This is a genomic window from Frigidibacter oleivorans, assembly GCF_003993775.1.
Lineage (GTDB): Bacteria > Pseudomonadota > Alphaproteobacteria > Rhodobacterales > Rhodobacteraceae > Frigidibacter > Frigidibacter oleivorans.
The window spans coordinates 1-19222 of sequence record NZ_RJRZ01000006.1 but is presented as its reverse complement, the minus strand read 5'-3'; the positions used below and the strand labels follow the sequence as shown (position 1 = coordinate 19222).

General features: G+C 74.0%; 22 protein-coding genes. 18 read left to right on the top strand and 4 right to left on the bottom strand.

The window, feature by feature from the left end; translation table 11 throughout:
• Position 1 precedes the first annotated feature (1 nt).
• From cheB to EEY80_RS09730, 4 genes are all read right to left on the bottom strand, one after another.
• Positions 2-1165, bottom strand: coding sequence for a chemotaxis-specific protein-glutamate methyltransferase CheB (gene cheB, locus EEY80_RS09745; RefSeq protein WP_126976381.1), 1164 nt, complete (start codon positions 1163-1165; stop codon positions 2-4).
• On the bottom strand, positions 1162-1980 hold the full coding sequence (locus EEY80_RS09740) for a CheR family methyltransferase (protein ID WP_126976380.1): 819 nt from the start codon (positions 1978-1980) through the stop codon (positions 1162-1164). The genes cheB and EEY80_RS09740 overlap by 4 nt, the downstream gene beginning before the upstream one ends.
• Positions 1977-3179 (bottom strand): chemotaxis protein CheA, encoded by a 1203-nt coding sequence (locus EEY80_RS09735; protein WP_126976379.1) that lies wholly within the window; start codon positions 3177-3179, stop codon positions 1977-1979. The genes EEY80_RS09740 and EEY80_RS09735 overlap by 4 nt, the downstream gene beginning before the upstream one ends.
• A 76-nt stretch (positions 3180-3255) precedes the next feature.
• Positions 3256-3564 carry a hypothetical protein gene (locus tag EEY80_RS09730; protein WP_126976378.1) on the bottom strand — a complete coding sequence of 103 codons (309 nt, stop codon included), beginning with the start codon at positions 3562-3564 and terminating at the stop codon, positions 3256-3258.
• A 393-nt stretch (positions 3565-3957) separates the two neighbouring features.
• Here EEY80_RS09730 and EEY80_RS09725 point away from each other — a divergent pair, with 393 nt between their 5' ends.
• The 18 genes from EEY80_RS09725 to EEY80_RS09640 form a co-directional block, all read left to right on the top strand.
• Positions 3958-5124 (top strand): sigma-54 interaction domain-containing protein, encoded by a 1167-nt coding sequence (locus tag EEY80_RS09725; RefSeq protein WP_126976377.1) that lies wholly within the window; start codon positions 3958-3960, stop codon positions 5122-5124.
• A 10-nt stretch (positions 5125-5134) separates the two neighbouring features.
• Positions 5135-5443 (top strand): flagellar hook-basal body complex protein FliE, encoded by a 309-nt coding sequence (locus EEY80_RS09720; RefSeq protein WP_126976376.1) that lies wholly within the window; start codon positions 5135-5137, stop codon positions 5441-5443.
• 13 nt (positions 5444-5456) lie between these two features.
• Positions 5457-7154, top strand: coding sequence for a flagellar basal-body MS-ring/collar protein FliF (gene fliF, locus EEY80_RS09715; protein WP_235829779.1), 1698 nt, complete (start codon positions 5457-5459; stop codon positions 7152-7154).
• Between the two features lie 15 nt (positions 7155-7169).
• Entirely contained in the window at positions 7170-8195 is a 1026-nt protein-coding gene (gene fliG / locus EEY80_RS09710; protein ID WP_126976375.1) for a flagellar motor switch protein FliG, read from the top strand.
• 1 nt (position 8196) lies between these two features.
• A complete protein-coding gene (locus EEY80_RS09705; protein ID WP_126976374.1) occupies positions 8197-9219 on the top strand; it encodes a FliH/SctL family protein in 1023 nt (340 codons plus the stop codon).
• Positions 9216-10583 carry a FliI/YscN family ATPase gene (locus EEY80_RS09700; protein ID WP_126976373.1) on the top strand — a complete coding sequence of 456 codons (1368 nt, stop codon included), beginning with the start codon at positions 9216-9218 and terminating at the stop codon, positions 10581-10583. The genes EEY80_RS09705 and EEY80_RS09700 overlap by 4 nt, the downstream gene beginning before the upstream one ends.
• The gene (locus EEY80_RS09695) at positions 10580-11017 is read left to right on the top strand and encodes a hypothetical protein (protein WP_126976372.1); all 438 of its coding nucleotides are present in this window, start codon (positions 10580-10582) and stop codon (positions 11015-11017) included. The genes EEY80_RS09700 and EEY80_RS09695 overlap by 4 nt, the downstream gene beginning before the upstream one ends.
• Before the next feature lie 1003 nt (positions 11018-12020).
• Positions 12021-12719, top strand: a complete 699-nt coding sequence (locus EEY80_RS09690; protein ID WP_126976371.1) for a flagellar hook-length control protein FliK — start codon at positions 12021-12023, stop codon at positions 12717-12719.
• 10 nt (positions 12720-12729) lie between these two features.
• Complete coding sequence (locus tag EEY80_RS09685; protein WP_126976370.1) at positions 12730-13383, top strand: flagellar basal body-associated FliL family protein; 654 nt, start codon at positions 12730-12732, stop codon at positions 13381-13383.
• A gap of 30 nt (positions 13384-13413) precedes the next feature.
• Positions 13414-14382, top strand: a complete 969-nt coding sequence (gene fliM / locus EEY80_RS09680; protein WP_235829778.1) for a flagellar motor switch protein FliM — start codon at positions 13414-13416, stop codon at positions 14380-14382.
• Positions 14383-14414: 32 nt separating this feature from the next.
• The gene (gene fliN, locus EEY80_RS09675; protein WP_126976368.1) at positions 14415-14699 is read left to right on the top strand and encodes a flagellar motor switch protein FliN; all 285 of its coding nucleotides are present in this window, start codon (positions 14415-14417) and stop codon (positions 14697-14699) included.
• Between the two features lie 65 nt (positions 14700-14764).
• A complete protein-coding gene (locus EEY80_RS09670; protein WP_126976367.1) occupies positions 14765-15118 on the top strand; it encodes a flagellar biosynthetic protein FliO in 354 nt (117 codons plus the stop codon).
• The gene (gene fliP, locus EEY80_RS09665; protein WP_126976366.1) at positions 15115-15891 is read left to right on the top strand and encodes a flagellar type III secretion system pore protein FliP; all 777 of its coding nucleotides are present in this window, start codon (positions 15115-15117) and stop codon (positions 15889-15891) included. Before EEY80_RS09670 ends, fliP begins: the two co-directional genes overlap by 4 nt.
• Positions 15891-16157: a flagellar biosynthesis protein FliQ gene (fliQ, locus tag EEY80_RS09660; RefSeq protein WP_126976365.1), complete on the top strand. Its 267-nt coding sequence runs from the start codon at positions 15891-15893 to the stop codon at positions 16155-16157. The genes fliP and fliQ overlap by 1 nt, the downstream gene beginning before the upstream one ends.
• Before the next feature lie 9 nt (positions 16158-16166).
• Entirely contained in the window at positions 16167-16973 is an 807-nt protein-coding gene (fliR, locus tag EEY80_RS09655; protein WP_126976364.1) for a flagellar biosynthetic protein FliR, read from the top strand.
• 1 nt (position 16974) lies between these two features.
• The gene (locus EEY80_RS09650; protein ID WP_126976363.1) at positions 16975-18138 is read left to right on the top strand and encodes an EscU/YscU/HrcU family type III secretion system export apparatus switch protein; all 1164 of its coding nucleotides are present in this window, start codon (positions 16975-16977) and stop codon (positions 18136-18138) included.
• 146 nt (positions 18139-18284) lie between these two features.
• A complete protein-coding gene (locus tag EEY80_RS09645; RefSeq protein WP_126976362.1) occupies positions 18285-18485 on the top strand; it encodes a hypothetical protein in 201 nt (66 codons plus the stop codon).
• Positions 18482-19222, top strand: a 741-nt coding sequence (locus tag EEY80_RS09640) for a hypothetical protein (protein ID WP_126976361.1), incomplete at its 3' end; no start/stop codon positions are given. The genes EEY80_RS09645 and EEY80_RS09640, both read left to right, overlap by 4 nt.

The window sequence follows — 19222 nt, the reverse complement described above, 5'->3', positions numbered from 1 at the left end:
CCTATCCTTCATCTGTCTGTCCTTCCACGGCGGCGGGCCGGGCGGGCCGGGGCGGCGGCGATGCCGGGTCGCCCGCAAGCGCCCGCGCGATCCGGTCGAGCGGCAGCACCTGACAGGCCGCCCCCAGGTCCACGGCCGCGCCGGGCATCCCCCAGACGACCGAGCTCGCCTCGTCCTGTGCAATCGTCATGCCGCCGGCCCGCCGGATCGCGGCCAGCCCCCGCGCCCCGTCCGACCCCATGCCGGTCAGCAGCGCCGCACCGGCCAGACCGCCCGCCCGTTCCGCCAGCGAGGCGAACAGCACATCCACGGACGGGCGCGAGAAGCTGACCGGCGCGCCCTCGACCAGCGCCACCCGCCAGTGCGGCGCGCGGCCTTCGACGCGCATGTGGCGGCTGCCGCCCGGCGCGATCAGCACCCGGTTCGGCAGCAGCGGCTCGCCGTCCTGCGCCTCGGCCACCTCGAAGGGCAGCGCCGCGTCGAGCCGCCGCGCGAAGGCGGCGGTAAAGCCTTCCGGCATGTGCTGCACCACGACGACCGGCGGCACCGGCACCGTCAGATGCGCCAGCACCTCGAACAGCGCCTGCACGCCGCCCGTCGACGCCCCGATGCCCAGGATCTGCGGGACAGCGGCCGGCGGGCGCGGCCCCGGCGCGGCCGGGCGGACGGGACGGGGCGCCATCGCCGCCGCAAGCGGGCCGCGCGCGGCCCCGCCCCGCGCCACCCGGGCGCCCGCGGCCGCGCGCACCCGGTCGCACAGCTCCGGCAGGATGGCCCCCAGCCCGGTGCCGACGGACAGGCACGGCTTGCCGATGATGTCGACCGCCCCCGCCTCCATCGCCTCCAGCGTGATCGCCGCCCCCGACTGCGTCGCCGAGGAGACCACCACCACCGGCAGCCGCGGCCCGGCCATCAGCTGGCGCAGGAAGCTCAGCCCGTCGAGCTGCGGCATCTCGATGTCGAGCGTCATCACATCGACCGCCCGGTCCGACAGCATCTCGGCCGCCTGCGCCGCGCTGGCCGCGAGCCCCACCACCTCGATGCCGGGATCGCGCGACAGGCCCTGGCGCAGCACCTCGCGCATCATGGCGGAATCGTCGACGACCAGCACCCGGACCGGCCCGCCCCCGCCCGTCGGGGCGGCTGGTGTCGCGCGGCGCGTCATGACCGCTCCGCCCGGCGGGCGATGCCGCTGTCGAGGACCTTCCAGCGGTGCGACATGTCGCGCACGTTCTCGGTCACGCTGGTGAACAGCCACCCGCCCGGCTCGACCACGTCCGCGATGGCGTTGACGGTCGCGACCTGGTCCTCGTGCGCGAAGTAGTACAGCACGTTGCGGCAGAACGCGGCCTGGAAGGTGTTGCGGAAGGGGAAGGGCGTGACCTTCAGGTTCATCCGCCGGAAGGTGCAGGCCCGGCGCAGCGCCGGGATCACCTGGAACTGCTCGATCCCGACCGGCACGAGGTATTTGGCGCGCAGCGCGGCCGGCATGGATTGCAGCTGGCGCGCGGGGAAGATGCCGCTTTCGGCCCTGGAAATCACCGGCTCGCTGATATCGGTACCCAGGATCTGCGTCTGTTCCAGTGCCGCCATCCCCAGCGTCTCGGCGATCAGGATGGCAAGGGTGTAGACCTCGTCGCCGGTCGAACAGGCCGCGCTCCACAGCCGGATCTGCGGCCGCCGGGCGAGATCGGGCAGGACCGAGGCACGGAAGAATTCCAGCACCTCGTGCTCGCGCCAGAAATAGGTGTGGTTGGTCGAGGCGGCATGAATCACCGCCAGCTGCACCTCGTGCTGCTGGCTGTCGCCGACGGCCGCGGCCAGCGCGGCAAGCGAGGGGATGGCATAGGCGCGCTGCACCCGGCCCAGCCTCTGGGTCAGAAGATCGCGCTTCGCCTCGGGGTAATGGATCGCGCAGCGCCGCGACAGCCAGTCGCGGATCGTCTCGTAGCCGCTGCTTTCGGCGCGCTGGTCGATCATCGTGCGGATCCCCCCGGCGCCAGCCGTTCGCAGTCGAGCACCAGCGCGACCTCGCCACTGCCCAGAAGGGCGCAGCCGAAGCTCGCGCGCACCTGCGCCAGCCGTCCCAGCAGCGGTTTCATCACCACCTGCTGGCGGTCCAGCACCTCGTCGACGGGAACGGCGATCAGGCCCTCGCCCGACTGGCAGACGACGATCACCCCGGCGCCCGCCCCCGCGCCGCGACACCCGCCCGCATAGAATTCCTCCAGCCGGCGCACCGGGATGTTCCGGCCGCGCAGCCGGAACAGCTCGTCCCCGCCCGCGGCGCTGAGACGGATCATGTCGCCCGGGGCGGGGCGGGCGATTTCCGCCACCACCTCGATCGGAACGGCAAAGAGCTTGTCGCCCTGCCGCAGCACGACGCAGTCGAGAAAGGCCAGCGACACCGGGATGTGCAGACCGACCGACGTGCCCTGGCCGGCGCTGCTGTCGACGGTGATCCGCCCGCGCAACGCCGCCATCGTGGTCTGCAGCACGTCCATGCCGACGCCCCGGCCGGACAGGTTCGACACGTTCTCGGCGGTCGAGAAGCCGGGTTCGAAGATCACCTTCCACAGCGCGCCGTCGGCGGGTTCCTCGCCCGGCCCGATCAGGCCGCGCTGCCGGGCCTTGGCGAGGATGCGCCCCCTGTCGAGCCCGCGTCCGTCATCGGCGACGGTGATGCGCACCTCGCTGCCCGCCTGCGCCGCCGACACGCGGATGACGCCGGTCGCAGGCTTGCCCGCGGCGCGGCGCTCCTCGGGGCCTTCCAGCCCGTGATCGGCGGCATTGCGCAGCACGTGCAGCAGCGGGTCATACAGCCGGTCCGCCACCAGCTTGTCGATCTGGGTGTCGCCGCCGATGACCTTCACCTCGATCGACTTGCCGGTCTGGCGTTCGAGTTCGCGCACCATGCGGCGCAGGCGGCGGAACACGTCGTCCACCGGCACCAGCCGCATTTCCGTGGCGACGTCCTGCACCTCGCGCATGATCATCGTCAGCCGGTGGACGGCGGCGTCGAAATGGCCCAGGTCCAGCCCGTCGAGATCGGGCGAGCGCACGGTTTCCGCGACCGAGAGCGACAGTTCGGCGACGAGGTCCATCAGCCGGCCGATCCGCTGCGACGGAACCCGCATCAGGCCGATGTCGGGGCTGGCATCCGGGGTGGGCGAGGTCATCGGTCGGGTCTCGGGCTTTCGGGATCGGGGGGGGGGGGCGCGGCGCGGGCCGATTGTCGGATCGGGCGCCGGAGGATCAGGCGGCGTCTTCGGCCTCGCGGTCGAAATTGAAGATGCAGACGCCCTCGAAGCCGGTGGACCGGAACAGGAAGGTCTTCTTCATCGTGTCCAGGAACCCGCCATGCTTCTTCTCGAACCCCTTCAGGTCGTTGATCGAGGGGAAGAACAGGTTGATCGAGATGTCCCCTTCCTTGGAGATCACCACGTTCAGCCCGCTGAGGTTGCAGACCGGGATCGCGTTGCCCAGCGTCTCGACGACGAAGGGGGCGGCGATCTGCGCGGCGTCGAGGTTGGGAAACTTCAGGTGGTAGGTCTTGGAAAGCATGTCTCGCCCCGGGTCTTCAGCTGCGACAGGGGCAACGGCAGGATCGCACCGGGTTTGACCCAGACAGAGGCATGGCACCCCATCCGCAAGGGACCTTTCGCGTTCCAAAGTCGCGGTGCCGCTCCGCCGGATCCTTGACGCGGACACCGTCCTTCGGGCCGCGCGCGTCGGATTTCCGACAGCCCGGCCCGGCGTCCGGCGGCGGGACGGCGGGCAAGGGCCAGGATCCGCGCCCGCATGGCCCCGTCGCACGGCCCCAGGGCATGGCCCCGTGGCATGGCAGCCCCCGTCTTTGGCACCGGGCGCCGCTGCCATACGGATGGGTCAGGGGCCGGGACCCATCCGAGGCACGCTTTCTGCCTGTGCTTCCGGGCAATGACAGGAGGCAATGCCATGACGACCGTTCACCTGCCCGAGACCGGCCTTGCCTGCGCCGCCGCGCTGGCCGAACTGCTGCGCCGCCGCCGCGTGGCGGTGACCCGGGGCGCGGCGGAGGCTGCCGCGCCGGGCGCGATCCTCGTCGCGCCGGCACCGGATGGCGCGGCCGAACGCCGCCTGGTCGAGACGGCGCGGGGCTGCGCCGCGCGGATGATCGTCGCCCTGCGCTTCGGCGCGGCCCGGGCAGAGGTGACGACGGATCTGGGCGGCAGGCTTCTGCGCGTGGCGCTGGCCGGGCCGGACCCGGTGACCGACGGCGCCCGGGTCGCAACCGATCCGGTGCTGCTGTGGCTGGCCGATCTGGTGGCCCGGCCGCTGCGCCCGATGGTTGCGGCCGATGCGGCCACCGGCGACCTGATCGACCTGATGACCCGCGTCGCCCGCACCGAGGTCACGGTCTTCGTCAATGGCCCGAGCGGCACCGGCAAGGAGGTCATCGCCCGCGCCATCCACGCCGCCAGCCGCCGCGCCGACAGGCCCTTCATCGCGCTGAACTGCGCCGCGATCCCCGACAACATGCTGGAGGCGATGCTCTTCGGGCACGAGAAGGGGTCGTTCACCGGGGCCGCTACGGCCGGCCGCGGCCTGATCCGCGCGGCCGAGGGCGGCACGCTGATGCTGGACGAGATTTCGGAAATGCCGCTCGGCCTGCAGGCCAAGCTCCTGCGGGTGATCCAGGAACGGACGGTCACGCCGCTGGGGGCCACGGCCGAGCAGCCCGTCGATATCCGCATCGTCGCCACCTCGAACCGCGACATGGCGGCCGAGATCCGCGCCGGCCGCTTCCGCGAGGATTTGTTCTACCGGCTGAACGTCTTCCCGCTGGCGACCCAGCCGCTCGCGGCGCGGCGCGAGGACATCCCCGCGCTGGCCGTGGCGCTGCTGTCGCGCCATGCCGAAGGTCCGGTGCCGCCGCTGCCCGCGCCCGGCGCGCTGGCCGCGCTGATGGCGCATGACTGGCCCGGCAACGTGCGCGAACTGGAAAACGTCATCCAGCGCGCGCTGGTCCTGTGCGAGGGCGACCGGATCGAGGCAGAAGACATCCTGATCGACGCCGCGCCCCGCCCGGCGATGCCGCTGCCCGAGGCGCCGGGCCGCCCCGTTCTGGCCGTCGCGGTCTGAGGAGGCGCCGATGATCCCCCTGCTGCCTCACCTCGCCGCCGGACCGGCGACCGATATCGCGACGCCCGTGCCGGCGGCCCCGGCCGGAACCGGCGCGGCGCCCGGCTTCGGCGAGCGGCTGGCCGCGGCGCTGGACGATCTGGCCGCCGCGCAGGACCGGGCCGCAGGCTCGGCCCGTGCCTGGGAACTGGGCCAGACGCAGGACCTCGCCGCGGTGATGATCGACCAGCAGGTGTCCTCGCTGGGCTTCGAACTGACGATGACCATGCGCAACAAGGTGCTGGGCGCCTATCGCGACATCATGAACATGCCGGTCTGACCGGAGGACGGGGATGATGAACAGCCTGACCGCCTCTGCCCTCGGCCGTGCCGTGCCGCCCGGGATGCTGGCCCTGCTGGCCCGGACGCGCCGGGGGACGGACAGCCTGCTGTCCCAGCCCGCGATCCGCCGTGCCCTGCCCTCGATCCTGATCCTCGGGCTGGCGCTGGCCGGGGTGCTGGGCTGGTTCGCGCTGCGCGCCGCGCCGGCATCGGTGCTGTATCCCGGCCTGCCCGAGGCGGAGCGGGCCCAGATGCTGACCGTGCTGCAGGCGGCGGCGATCCCGGCCACGCTGTCGCCTGACACCGGCGACATCCGCGTCGCGACCGCCGACTATCACCGCGCGCGGATGGCGCTGGCGGCCGAGGGCCTGCCCGCCGGTCTGCCGGACGGCAACGCCCTGCTGTCCGACCTGCCGATGGGGGCCAGCCATGCCGTCGAGGGCGCCCGCCTGCGGCAGGCGCTGGAACTGGACCTGGCCCGCACCATCGGCGATATCGGCGCGGTCAGCGCGGCGCGAGTGCATCTGGCCCTGCCGGAACGGTCGGCCTTCCTGCGCGACAGCCATCCGCCCGCCGCGTCGGTGCTGCTGACGCTGGCGCCGGGACGGGTACTCGACAGCGGCCAGATCGCCGCAATCGTGCATCTGGTGGCCTCTTCCGTGCCCGGCATGGCCGGCGAGGCGGTGACGGTGGTGGATCAGCGCGGACGCATGCTGTCGGATGGCGGCGACGCGGCCAGCGCGATCAACGACCGCCAGCTGGCGCATCGCGTCGCGGTGGAGGATCTGCTGCGCCAGCGGATCGAGGCGGTGCTGGCCCCCGTCGTCGGCGTGGACAACCTGTCGGTGCAGGTCACCGCCGCGCTGGATTTCAGCCAGCATGAGGTGACGGAGGAACGGATGGATCCGTCCGGCACCGCGCTGCGCAGCGAAACGCTGAGCGAAAGCCGCAATGCCGACCCGCCCGCGGGCGGCATCCCAGGCGCGGTGTCGAACAATCCGCCCCCCGCCGCGACCCTGACGGAACAGTCCCCCGCCGCAGCGGGCGATACGCCCGGCGTCGCAGCGGACGGGTCCGGGGCCGGCACCGTCCAGTCCGCCTCGACCCGCAATTTCGAGGTCAGCCGCACCGTGGCCAGCACAAGGGCCGAGGTCGGCCGCCTGACGCGGATCTCCGCCGCGATCGTGTTGCGTGCGGCCGAGGGCGACCCGGCGGCGCAGGAGGCGCGGCTGTCCGACCTGCGCCGGCTGGCCGAGCAGGCGGTCGGGCTCGACCCGGCGCGCGGCGACAGCCTGACCATCGTCAGCCAGCCCTTCGCCCCGCCGCCCGCCACCGTCGACGCGCCGCGGACCCCGGGCTGGCTGCCGGGATTGCTGCGGCAGCTGGCCGTGATCGCGGCCATCGTGGTGACGGCCATCGCGGTGCTGCGTCCGCTGGCGCAGCGGCTGGCCCCGGCGGCGAACCAGGCCGCGACCACGGCCCCTGCATTGGGGCTGGATGCGGGCGGGGCGGACGGGGCGGGCGATCTTGGGGGCAGCCTCGGGGGCGGGTCCGCCCGGCAGCGGCTGCTGGCGGCGAGCGTGCTCGGCAGTCTCGCGGATCGCGACGCCAAGCGCGAGGCGCTGCGCCGGCTGGCCGCCGAGGATCCCCAGCGTATCGCGATCGTCCTGCACCGGATGATCCATGCCGAAATCGACCAGGTTCAATAGGCACGAGGCCCGACCATGCCGATCACCATGACCGCCCCCTCGCTGCGCCCCGGGCCGCTGTCCACCGACGCCGCCGTGCTGATGTTCCTGTTCGGCGATGCGGTGGCGACGCGCGTGCTGCGCCATCTGTCGCCGGTCGAGATCCAGAAGCTGGGGGCGGCGATGTATGCCATCGACGCGGTGGACGAAACCGAGGTGGACCGCATCGTCGAGGAATTCCTCGGCCGGCTGGCCGAGGAGACGGGCATCGGCCACGGCACGCCGCGCTTCGTGCAGCGGGTGATGACCGAGGCGCTCGGCCCCGACCGCGCGCAATCCGTCATCGGCCGGATCAACCCGAAGGCCTCGGACCGGCGGGTCGAGATCCTCGACTGGATGGACGAGATGGCGATCCACGAACTGATCGTGGACGAACATCCCCAGATCATCGCGCTGGTGCTGGCCTGCCTGCCGCACCGGCAGGCCGCCGACGTGCTGGGCCGCCTGCCCGAGGACAGCCAGTCCGACATCGTGCGCCGGATCGCCCAGATCGGGCCGGTCTCGCCCGAGGCGCTGCAGGATCTGGAAACCGTGCTGCAGCGCAAGTTCACCGCGCAAAGCGGCTCGAGCGCGTCGCAGATCGGCGGCATGCGGGCGGCGGCGCGGATCATGAACTTCGCCCGCGGCGATGCCGAGGGCCGGATCCTGCGGGACATCCGCAAGGACGACAAGGATCTGATGACCGCGATCCAGGACAACATGTTCACCTTCGACAATCTCGGCCGGTCCGACGACCGGAGCCTGCAGACGCTGCTGCGCGCCATCGAGCCGGACCGGCTGGCGCTGGCGCTGAAGGGCGCGGACGAGACGCTGCGCGACCGGCTGCTGTCCTGCCTGTCGGCCCGCGCCGCCGCCGGCCTGCGCGACGAGATGGAGGCGATGGGTCCCGTCCGGCTGAAAGAGGTCATCGACGCGCAGAAGCAGATCGTCGCCATCGCCCGCGGCATGGCCGACGAGGGCACGATCGTCCTGGCGGGACGCGGCGGCGAGGAGATGGTCTGACATGCCCGACGGTTCCGGCACGCCCGAGATGCGGCGGGCGCAGTTCACGCCGCTGCCGCGCCCGACCGCGGCGGGCGGCGCCCCTGCCGGCTTCATCCCCGCCGCCTTCGGCCTGCCCGGGCTCGCCGCCGCCGCAGGGGCGCCGCGCGGCGGCCCGGCGGGGTTTCGCGCGGTGCGCCCGGCGGCGATGGTGACCGACCGCCTTCCGGTCCCCGGCCGGATGACGGCCGCGAGCCTAGCCGGCCGGTTCGACCCCGCGCCGCTTGCGGATGCGCCGCAGGATGCGGCGGCGCCGACGGTGGCGGACGTTTTGGCGGAGCTGCCGTCAGCTGCGGCGAACGAGGGGCCGGGCGACGCGGCGGGCGCGCGGAGGGACCAGGATCGCGACGGCTCCGCCGAGCCGGACATCGGGATCGCGGCCGAGTCCGCAACCCCTGCGGCAGAGGCGGCCGCCGCGGATGCCCGCGCCGCGGCCTATGCCGAGGGTCATGCGGCGGGACGGCTCGACGGCCTCCGCCAAGCGCGGGACGACATGGCCGAACAGGCGCAGGACGTGGCGGCGACCGCCCGGGCGCTGGCCGCCGCGCTCGCCGCGCTGGACCGGCCCGATGCCGGCGCGACGGCGCAACTGACCGCGGCGCTGGACCGGGCGGTGGCCCGGCTCGCCGCGGACCGGGCGGGGATGGCGATCGACAGCCACCCCGCCGCCTTCCTCGACCGGATCGCGGCGCTGGCCGAGCGGATCGACCGCCAGCGCCGCGGGCTGGTGCTGCACCTCAACCCCCGCGACCTCGCGGCCGTGCGGGCCGCGCTGCCTGCGGGGGCCGAGGCGGAGCCCGCCTTCGCCGCGACCCGGATGCGGGCCGACCCGGCGCTCGCGCGCGGCGATGTGGAGTTGCGCGCCCCCGGGGCGCATCTGCGCGACCTGCTGGCGGAGGTCCCGGAGGCCGAGGCGGATGGCATGGGCGTGCCGGACACGGTGAGGGCCGGCATGGCCGGGGCTTTCGCGGACAGCCCCCGATGACCCCGCGGCCGCGCTTCCCCGAGGTGACGGGTCCGCTGCTGTCGGCGCTGATCGACCGGCTGGACCGCGCCGCGCCGCCGCCGCCGCAAGTCAGCGGCTTCGTGCTGCGCTTCGACGGGCTGACGGTCGAGACGACGGGCTTTCCCGCCAGCCCCGGCACGCTCTGCCGCATCGACACCGCCTGCGGCCGCAGCGTCGAGGCCGAGACGGTGGGCTTCCGCGAGGATCGCAACCTGATGTTCCTGACCGAGCCGCAGGCGCCCATCGTCGCCGGGGCCCGGGTCCGCGCCATCGCCGGCGGCGCGGAGGTCGAGGTGGGCGACGCCCTTCTCGGCCGGGTGATCGACGCGCGCGGCGATCCGCTCGACGGCGGGCCGCGCCCCGAAGGATCGGGGCGCTGGCCGCTGGCCGGGCGGCTGCTGAACCCGCTGGCCCGCCAGCCGGTCGACCGCGCGATGGGCAGCGGGCTGAGGGTGGTGGATGCCGCGCTGACGCTGGGCGAGGGCCAGCGCATCGGCATCGTCGCCGGATCGGGCGTGGGCAAGTCGGTGCTGATCGAGATGATGGCGCGCCATTCCGATGCCGAGGTGGTGGTGATCGCCCTGATCGGCGAGCGGGCGCGCGAGGTCGGCCATTTCGCCCGCAGCCTGATGTCGGGCGCGGCGCGCGACCGCACCTGCCTGCTCGCCGTGCCGGCGGACCGCTCGCCCCTGCTGCGGCTGCGGGGGGTGCGGCGCGCGATGTCGATCGCCGAATCCTTCCGCGCCGAGGGGCGCAGGGTGCTGCTGGTCATCGACAGCCTGACCCGCGTCGCCCATGCGCAGCGCGAGATCGGGCTGGCGCTCGGCGAACAGCCGACGGCGAAGGGCTATCCGCCCTCGGTGGTGGCGATGATCCCCGCCCTGCTGGAACGCGCGGGGCCGGGTCTGGCAGGTCAGGGGTCGATCACCGCGATCTGCACCGTGCTGGCCGATGGCGACGACACGGTCGGCGACCCGGTGGTCGACACGGCGCGGGCGATCCTCGACGGGCATGTGGTGCTGTCGCGCCGGATGACCCAGATGGGCCTCTACCCCGCCGTCGACCTGCCGCAATCGGTCAGCCGGGTGATGCCCGACGTCACCGATACCGGCCACCGGCAGGCGGCGCTGCGGCTGAAGACGCTGGTATCGAGCTATATGGACAACCGCGACCTGGTGATGATGGGCGGCTATGTCACCGGGCAGGACGCCACGCTGGACGAGGCGCTGCGCCTGTGGCCGCGGATCCGGGCGCTGATCGCGCAGGACCGTGACGAGGTCTCGACCCTGTCCGGGGCGCAGGCGGCGCTGGCCGCGCTCTTTGCCGGGGAGGCGGCGCCGTGACCTCGGCCTCGGGATCGCCCCATGCCCGCCGCGCCCGGCTTCTGGACCTGATGGCGCGGGGCCACGGCGCGGCGGCCGCGCGCAGCGGGCGCGACCTTGCGCAGGCGGTGCAGCAGGCCGACCGGGCGCGGGCGCTGTGCGACAGGATGCAGGCCCTGCGCCCCGCCGCCCCGCAGGGCGTGCTGGCGGCATGGGATCTGGCGGCGCGGCAGGATCTGGCGGACCGGTTGCTGGGGGCGGTCGCCCGGCAGGAGGCGGTGATCGCCGGGGCGCTGGCCGAGGCCGAGGCCGCGCGGGCCCGGCTGACCTGCTTCGAGGCGCGCCGCAGCGCCTGCGCCGCCGCAGCGGAAGACGCGCGCGACGCGGCCCGCGCCGAGGCCGACCAACGGGCCGAGGCGCTGCGCCCTGCCCGGCGTATCGGGGCGACCGACTGAGCGGCACGGCTGGCACGGGCCTTGCACCTGTTTCGTGAAACCGGATGGACCCGCCATGACCGCCCCTGCCACCCTCTCCCCTGCCACCGTCACCGGTCTGGCCGCCGCCATTGCGCCCGGCGCTGCGGCCGGTCTTCCGCAGGCGCCGTCTCTCCCTGCTGCCGGTCTGGCGGGGGAAGCGGGGGGGCGGGGAGCGGCCGGCGGGGGGATCTTCCTGCGCTGCCTCGCGGCCGCCACGGGCGAGACGGGCGGTGCGGGCGGCTTGGGAGGCGCGCCGTCATCGGCCGCGACCGCAATCCGCGCGGAACCCGGCATGGATGCTGCGGAGGTGGGCGCATCGGTCGTTACCATGACGGCACCGGAAGCGGCGGGGGATTCCCCGGTGGCGGCGGAGCGGGCGGCCCTCGATATCCCCGGGGCCGGCGCGGGAGAGATGCCCGCTGCGCCGTCCCCCGCTGCGCCGCCCCAAGGCGGGGTCCCCCTTCCGTCCCCGCCGATCCCGGCGGCGGCGGACCTGCGCCTTCCGGACGCCGCGCAGCAACCGCCCGCCGGATCGCCGGATGACGCGGCCGATGCCGGGGGGCCGGCGGCGGACGTTCCGCCGCTGCCCGCTCCGACACATGTTCCGACGCCCTTCCCCCCACCCGCCGCCATGCCGGGCGTGGCGGATACCCCCGCCCCGGCAACACCGGGCGAGACGCAGGAGGCGACCGATCCGCCCCCCGAGGACAAGCCCGGTGCGGAGCGGACCGGGTCTGCCGGCGCGAGTCCCGTGCCGGTCTCCCCCGGCCTGGCCGATCCGCGCCTGCCCGATCCGCCCCTTCCGGCCCCCGCGCCGCAGCCGCCTGCCGGATCGGCGGCCGCCGGATCGCCGGCCACCATGTCAGCCGCCGCATCGCCCGTCGGTTCGACCGGGAGCGACGGCGCATCTGCATCTGCGCCACCGGGGGCAGCCGCCCCGGCGGGACCGCCCGCACGTCCCGCGGCGCAGGGCCGGCATGGCTTGAGCGCCGGTTCGGCCGCCGAGGCATCCGTTCTAGGCCACCCCGCCCGGACCCCGGCGGCCCCCGGCCATGTCGCGCCGGTGCCGCCCTCCGACACCGCCATCGCCGCGCCGCCGGCCGCCGCCATCGCCGCGCCCACGCTCCCGCTCGCGGCCGGGTCCACCGCCCCGGCGACGGGCCTGTCCGCCGCGCCACCCGCACCCCCCGCCGCCAGCCTCGACCTGTCGCAGGGCGGCTGGACCGGCGCCCTGTCGGGGCTGATGCTCGACCAGGTGGCGGCGGGCGACGGGCGGCTGGTGATCGCCCTGCGGCCCGAAGGGCTGGGCCGGCTGGAAATCAGCCTCTCGACCGAGGACGGGCTGACCCGGATCGAGATCCGCGCCGAGACCGAGGCCGCGGCCGAACTGCTGCGCGACACCAGCCCGGAACTGTCGGCAGAGCTGGACCGCGCCGGGATCCGGGCCGAGTTGCGCAGCGAACCGCGCAGTGACATGCGCAGCGACCCGCGCAGCGACATGCGCGCCGATCCGCAGGGCGGCAGCCCCGCCCAGGGCGGGGGGGAGGGTCCGTCCCGGCGCGACGATGCCGGAGAGGGCCGGTCCGGACCAAGGGCAGCCGGACCCGATCCTGCCGCCGCGCCCCCCGGCGGACCGAGACCGACCGCCCGCCCGCGCCACATCGTGAACCTGCTTGCCTGAGAACCCCGACATGCCCGCAACCGCAACCGCCGCCACTCCCTCCGCCGCCCCCGCCGATGCGCCGCCCCGGCCGGGCTTGGTCGCCCGCCTGCTGAAACCGCTGCTGCGGCTCGTGCTGCTGCTGGTCGGCGCCGCGGCCCTGGCCGGGGCGGGCTTTGCCGCCGGCTGGTTCTATTTCGCCCGCCCGGGTTCGCCGGTGATCGAGGCGCTGCGGGCGCTGCAAGCCCCCGCCGCCGCCCCCGGCGACGGTTCCGCCGCGATGCCGGCCGAGACACCCGCGGACGGACCCGCCGAAATGCCCGATGCACCGCAGAAGATGCCCAAGCCGCTGCCCGAGGCCGACAGGTTCGCCACCACCTACTACACCTTCGCCGAGCCGCTGACCTCGAACCTTGCGGCGGGGCGGCGCTTCCTGCAGGTGACGGTGGCGCTGTCGACGCAATACGACGCGCAGGTGATGACCAATGTCGAGACGAACAAGGTCGCGCTGCAATCCGACATGCTGGCCGTCATCGCCACCCATACGCAGGAGGACCTCGCCGGGATCGAGGGGCGCGAAAAACTGGCGGCGGCGCTGCGCGACGCGATCAACGCACGGCTGGAATCGCTCGAAGGCTTCGGCGGCGTCGACGCGGTCTGGTTCCCCAGCTTCGTGATGCAGTGAAGCGCCTTTCCTGCGGACAGTGACACCATCATGCGCAGCCCCAAGAAACTCTCCTCCTCCGAAGTCGCGGCGCTGGTCGGCGGGCTGCTCGGCGACGCGCCCGAGTCGCAGGCCGCGGCCGAGGATGCCCGGGTCCGCCCCTACAGCTTTGGCGTCGACGACCTGTCGAACTTCGGCGACTTTCACGGCCTGCGGATGATCAACGAACGCTATTGCCGCACCGCGCGCGCCGCCTTCCAGTCGATGCTGCGCTTCCATCCCCGGATTTCCAGCTTTCCGCCGGAACTGCGCAGCTTCGACGACTACCGCGACACCCAGGACAACTTCCTCTCGCTGTCCGTCAGCCAGATCGAGGAGCTGCGCGGCACGATGCTGATGGTGCTGCCCGCCAGTTTCGTGTCGATCCTGACCAACGCCTATTTCGGCGGCGGGCTGGCGCCGCCCGGCCCGTTGCGGGGCGAATTCACCGTGACCGAGCACAAGGTGATCGAGCTGATCGGCGAACGGCTGACGGCCGCGCTGGAACTCGCCTGGCGCGACATGACCGAGATCCGCCTGACCGCGACCACGCGCGAAGAGAACATGCAGTTCGCCACCTTCGCCGATGGCGACGAGATGGTGGTGGTCAATTCCTTCATCGTCCAGCTGCCGGGGCAGGAACCCGAAGGCTTCGACATCCTCTATCCGGTGCAGACGCTGAAGCCGGTCGCGGCACTGCTGCGCTCGCGGGTGCAGTCCGACCGGCTGGGCGAGGATCGCAGCTGGCGCGAACAGCTGGAACAGGCGCTGCTGTCGGTGCCGCTGGACGTCTCGGCCCGGCTTTGCGCGCCGGAACTGCCGCTGTCGCGGCTGATGTCGCTGGCGGATGGCGAGGTGATCCCGGTCAGCCTGCCCGAGCGGGCGGACGTGATGCTGGACGGGCGCGCGCTGTTCGAGGCGCAGCCCGGCGAACAGTCCGGCCAGGCCGCCATCGCCATCATCCGCAGGCTGACGGCCTGATCGCCTGTCCAGAACAACCCGAGAGGTAAGCCATGTCCGAATCCGCTCTTCGCCTGCAGGGCGACAGCCTGCGCCTGCTGGAAAACGTCTCCGTCTCGCTGACGGTCGAGGTGGGACGCACCCGCCTGACGATCCGCGAGCTGCTGCGGCTGGCCGAAGGCTCGGTCGTCGAACTCGACCGGCTGGCGGGCGATCCGCTCGACGTGCTGGTGAACGGCACCGCCGTGGCCCGGGGCGAGGTGGTGATGGTGGGCGACCGGTTCGGCATCCGGCTGGGCCAGATCGTCACGCCCGAGGAACGCGCGGGCGCCGTCTGACCCCGCCCGCCGGGCGGCACGCGACTTGCATCCGAAGGGCGACACGCCCCTGCAAGGAAACCGCCATGTCTGCCGCCGCGTCTGCCGCCGCCGCCGGTCCGCTCGACCCCGGACGCCTTGTCGTCCTGACCGTCTTCCTCGCCCTCTTGGGGCTGGCCTGGCTTCTGGCACGCCGGATCGGGGCGGCGGGCCGCGCCCGGCCCCGCGAGGTCGTGCCCGGGGAATGGCGCCCCGCCGCGTGGCTCGCCCGCGCGCCGCGCGGCGTTGAGGCAGAGGGCGGACGCCTGCGCCTGACCGGCAGCCTGTCGATCGGCCCGGGCGAGCGGGTGGCGCTGATCTCGGCCGACGGGCGGGACGTGCTGGTCGTCATCACCCGCAACGCCGGCGCGGTCGTGCATCCGCTGGCGGCCCCGGCATGAGCGCGGTTCCGACCCGGCACCTGCGGATTCCGGGGGCGCTGGCGGCGCTGGCGACCGGGGTCGTCCTGCCCCTGCCGGCGCCGGCCCAGTCCCTGCTGCCCGCGCTGTCCGGCCCGGCGGGCGACGCGTCCCTTCGCGACTGGTCGCTGCCGCTCGACATCCTCGTGCTGATGACGGCGCTGACGGTGCTGCCCTCGATCCTGCTGGGGATGACCGCCTTTACCCGCATCATCATCGTGCTGTCGATCCTGCGTCAGGCGCTCGGCACCCAGCAGACCCCCCCGAACCAGGTGATGGTGGCGCTTGCGCTGTTCCTGACCGCCTTCGTCATGGGGCCGACGCTCGACCGGCTGAACACCCGTGCGCTCGACCCCTGGCTGTCCGGCGGCATCTCGCAGGCCGAGGCGCTGGACCGCGCCAGCGACGAGATGCGCGGCTTCATGCTGGAAAACACCCGCGCGGCGGACCTGACGATGTTCGCCGACCTCGCCGGCGACGCGCCCTATGCGGGGCGCGAGGCCGTGCCCTTCCGGGTGCTGCTGCCCGCCTTCATGACCTCCGAGATCAAGACCGCTTTCGAGATCGGCTTCCTGCTGTTCCTGCCGTTCCTGGTGATCGACATCGTCATCGCCTCGATCCTGATGGCCCTGGGCATGATGATGGTCTCGCCGATGCTGGTGGCGCTGCCGGTGAAGCTTCTGCTGTTCGTGATGGTCGACGGCTGGGCGATGACGCTCGGCTCGATCGCCGCCGGCTACGGGGTCGGCGGCTGATGGAACTCGCACAGGCGGTCGAGCAGCTGCGGCTGGCATGGTGGACGATCCTCGTGGCCTCGGGGCCGATCCTCGGGGTGGCGCTGGCGGTCGGGCTGGCGGTGGGGATCGTGCAGGCCGCGACCTCGATCAACGAAAGCACGCTCAGCTTCGTGCCGAAGCTGGCGGTGGTGCTGGTGACGCTGGCGCTGGCGGGCGACTGGCTGCTGGGGCGGATCGCGGATCACTTCGCCACCGTGTTCCAGACCATCGCGACGCTGCACTAGGGGCCGGGGATGGAGGCCGTCGTCACCTTGCCCGCCATCGACCTGGCGCCGCTGCTGGCCGAGGCGCAGGGCATCGTCGTCGCCCTGCCGCGGATCGGCGCCTTCCTGATGGCCGCCCCGGCCTTCGGCGCCCGCTTCGTGCCCTTGCCGGTGCGGATCGTGGCGGGCGTGGTCCTGGCGCTGCCGGTGATGGGAAATCCCGCCCTGCCACCGGTCGCGACGATGGCCACGCTGGCCGCCCTGCCGCTGATACTGGGCGAGGTGGCCTTCGGCCTGACGGCGGGGCTGGTGATGCAGATCCTGTTCGCCGCCGCGGCCATGGCGGGGGACCGCATCGCCAATGCGGCGGGGCTGGGCTTCGCCGCGCAGCTGGACCCGGCCGGCGGCGGCCAGAACCCGGTGATCGCGCAGGTCTTCGGCATGGCCCAGTTGATGGTGCTCTTCGCCAGCGACGGCCACCTGACGGTGCTGCGGCTGATCCTCGACAGCTTCTGGACACTGCCGCCGGGAACGGTGCCGCCCCTGGCCGAACTGGCCCGCGCCGGCATCGGCGCCGGGTCGGCGATGTTCGCGCTGGCCGTCACGCTGATGCTGCCGGCCGTCGCCGGACTGATCCTGCTGAACCTCGCGGTCGGCGTGCTGACCCGGTCGGCGCCGCAGCTGAACCTCTTTTCCGTGGGCTTCCCGCTGACCCTGCTGGGCGGGGTGCTGCTGCTGTGGCTGACCGCGCCCGAAACGGGGCGCGGCATGGCGGGCGTCGTCGCCGCGGCCGCCGCGCAGGTCGCGGGGCTCGCCGGGGCCGGGGCCGGAGAGTGACATGTCCGACGACGGCGGCGAACGCAGCCATGCGCCGACGCAGAAGCGGCGCGACGCCGCCCGGCGCGAGGGGCAGATCCTCGTGTCGCGCGACCTCGGCACCTTCGTGGCGATGGCCGCGGTGCTGCTGGCCGTGGCCGGGCTGCGGCCGCTGGTGCCGGGCGCGGTCGCGGTCTGGTCGCGCGGCCTGCGGATCGACCCCGGGGCCGATCCCGCGGCGATGATCGACGCGGCGCTGGCGCAGGCGGGGCTGGCGCTGGCCGCCGCGGGACTGGCGGCGGCGCTGCCGGTCGCGCTGGCGGCGGTGCTGGCGCAGGCGGCGACCGGCGGGCTGGTCTGGGTGACGCGCAACCACGGCTTCCGGCTGGACCGGATCGACCCTCTGGCGGGGCTGGGGCGGATGGCCTCGGCGCAGGCGCTGATCGGGCTGGGGCAATCCTTCGCCAAGGTGGCGCTGCTTGGCGCGATGGCCGGCTGGCACCTGTGGTCGTCGCGCGCCACGCTGGCGGGTCTGGGCAACCTGCCGCTGGCCGATGCGCTGGCGCTGACGGTCGATCTGGGCCTGCGGCTGCTCGGATGGCTGACGCTGGCGCTGGCCGTGCTGGCCGCGATCGATCTGGCCGCGCAGTGGCGCCGCCAGTCGCGGTCGCTGATGATGACGCTGGAGGAGGTGCGCCGCGAAGCGCGCGAGGACAATGGCTCGCCCGAACTCAAGGCCCGCCAGCGGCGGATGCAGGCCGAGGCCAGCCGCCGGCGCCTGCGCGAGGCGGCCTCGGTCGCCGAGGTGCCGCAGGCTACCGCCATCCTGCGCAACCCCACCCGCTTTGCCGTGGCGATCCGCTTCGTCCCCGGCGAGACGGCGGCGCCGCTGGTCGTGGCGATGGGCCGGGACCGGACGGCCCGGCGGATCCTCGACCGGGGGGCGCGTCTGGACATCCCGACGGTGGAATGCCCGGGCCTGACCCGCGCGATCTATTTCACCGGCAGCATCGGCGCGCCGATCCCGGAACGGTTGTACACCGCCGCCGCGCTGGTCCTCGCGCATGTCTGGCGGGTGGAACGCGGCCTGCGCGAACGGGCGCCGGACCCGGACCTGCCCGAGGACATGCGCTTCGACGCCGCCGGACGGCGGACGGGCGGGCGGCCCGGATCGCGAAGGGCGTAAGGCCGGGCCAGCCGCGGCACGGCGCTTGCAGGCGCGGACCGTCAACCGCAGCCGAGGATGCGATGCTGCCTGCCCTCTTCCGCCGCGCCCCGCCGGGCGGCGGCACCCGCCGATGCCCCCGATGCGCCGCTCTGCGCCGCGGGGCGATGCTGTCGCTCGCCCTGGTGGCGCTGCTGGCGACGGTCGCGCCGCAGCGCGCCGGTCTGCCCGATGGCGCCGCGCTCGCGCTGGTGCTGGCGCTGCTGGCGCCGGCGGTGGCGCAGGCCGGCATCCGCCTCGATCTGTTCCGCCATCGGCGCCGGTCCCGGCCGGCGGGCCGACGCAGCCACAAGGATATCCGCCGATGAAGAAGACGCGCGACAAGCCCGCCCCCGACAGCGACGCGCCCGGGATGGCCGTGCCGGACATGGGCGCGCCCGCGGACGCCGGCGAGGCGGTGGGCCCGCCGGCGGATGGCGACATCCCCGCCGATCCCGTCCAGGCGGCAATCGACCTGGCCCTTGCCGCCGCCGCCGCCGCCACCGATGCTGCGCACGAGGCGGAAGCGGTGCTGGCGGCGCGCGATGCGATGCTGCGTTCCGGCGCGCGCGCGGCGCGGCGGGCGGGCCTGATCGCCGCCACCGCCGCCGGACTGGCCCTGCTCGGGATCGGGATGGGGGGCGTCCTGTGGCTGCGCAGCGCGGCCGACCTGCGCGATGCCGCCCGCGTGTCGGCGGAAAGCGCGGCGGTCTTCCTGTCCCAGCTCCAGGAACTCGACCGCATCGCCACGGCATTGGCGGGGGTGGCGGAAACGGCACAGACGCTGGGCCCGGACCTCAGCCGCGCGGCGACCGATGCCGAGGACCGGCTGGGCGGCAAGCTCGACCGGCTGGTGACCGAACTGGTGGAAACCGGGCAGGCGCTGCCCGCGCGGGTGGCGGCGGCGACCGGCCCCGACATCGCGGCCCTGCGCGCCGACCTGATGGCGGCGCTGGCTGAACTGCAGCTGTCCCGGCCCGCCGGCGGGGCGGCCGGACCGGCACCCGCAGGCTTCGACGCCGCGCTGTCGCGGCTCGAGGCGCTGGCCACGCGGCTGGAGGCCGCG